This window comes from Amycolatopsis sp. NPDC003676, assembly GCF_053587275.1.
In genome coordinates this window covers 1-1,101 of record NZ_JBSFNS010000395.1, presented here as the reverse complement: position 1 = coordinate 1,101, position 1,101 = coordinate 1, and the positions used below count along the sequence as shown (strand labels likewise).

The 1,101-nt window shown below is 68.1% G+C and carries 2 protein-coding genes; both read right to left on the bottom strand.

Annotation, left to right across the window (positions count from 1 at the left end):
• Window positions 1–778, bottom strand: a 778-nt coding sequence (locus tag ACWDNU_RS46690) for a nitronate monooxygenase (RefSeq protein WP_449673560.1), incomplete at its 3' end; no start/stop codon positions are given.
• A 43-nt stretch (window positions 779–821) separates the two neighbouring features.
• Window positions 822–1,101: WS/DGAT domain-containing protein (locus ACWDNU_RS46685; RefSeq protein WP_449673559.1), on the bottom strand; the 280-nt coding region annotated here is incomplete at its 5' end.

The following is a 1,101-nucleotide window of genomic DNA, read 5'->3' as shown; positions in this document are numbered from 1 at the left end:
GCGGCACATTGGCCTCCTCGACGGTCAGCCACAGCGAGCCGGTCCACGCGCCCGCCGCGCCCATCGCCAGCGCCGCCGCGACCTGCGCGCCGTTGCCGATGCCGCCGGCGGCCAGCACCGGGGTGTCGCCGATCGCCTCGATCACCTGCGGCCACAGCACCAGCGAGGACACCTCGCCGCAGTGGCCGCCGCCCTCGGTGCCCTGGCAGACCACGAAGTCCAGCCCGGCCGCCTTGTGGTTCATCGCGTGCTTGACCGAACCGCAGAGCGCGCCGATCACCCGGCCGGAGTCCTGGATGCGCTTGACGACGTCCTCGGGCGGGGTGCCGAGCGCGTTCGCGACCAGCTTCGCCTTCGGGTGGTTCAGGATCACGTCCACCTGCGGGCCCGCGGTGGTCGCGGTCCAGCCGAGCAGCTCGTTGTGGTGCTCACCGTCGGGCAGCGCCGGCACGCCGTGGTCGGCCAGGATCTTCTGCGCGAAGTCGCGATGGCCCTGCGGAACCATCTGCGCCAGCTGCTTTTCCAGCTGTTCGGGGGTCAGGCCTTCCACGCCCTTGCCCTCGTACTTCGACGGGATCACCAGGTCGACGCCGTAGATGCCGTTGACGTGCTCGTCGAGCCAGGCCAGCTCCACTTCGAGCTGTTCGGCGGTGAAGCCGACGGCGCCGAGCACGCCGAGTCCGCCCGCGTTGCTCACCGCTGCCACGACATCGCGGCAGTGCGTGAAGGCGAAGATGGGGAACTCGATGCCGAGCTGTTCGCAGAATTCGGTACGCATACCGAACTGTAACACGTTCTATTTTGCTCGATAAGGGCCAATTTCAGGCCGCCGCGGCCTCCAGCTCGGTCAGCGAATCCTCCAGGTGATCGAGCAGTCGATGCAGGTCGGGCAGGGTGCGGCGGCAGCCGACCAAACCGAAATCGAGATTGTCGCCATTCGAGGTGAGGGTGATGTTCACGGCCTGGCCGTCCAGCGGGATGGACAGCGGATAACTCGCGTCCAGCCGCGCGCCGTTCCAATACAGCGGCTCCCGCGCGCCCGGCACATTCGAGATGACGATATTGAACGGCGGCGTCGCCATCGAGGCGAAGCCGGGCAGC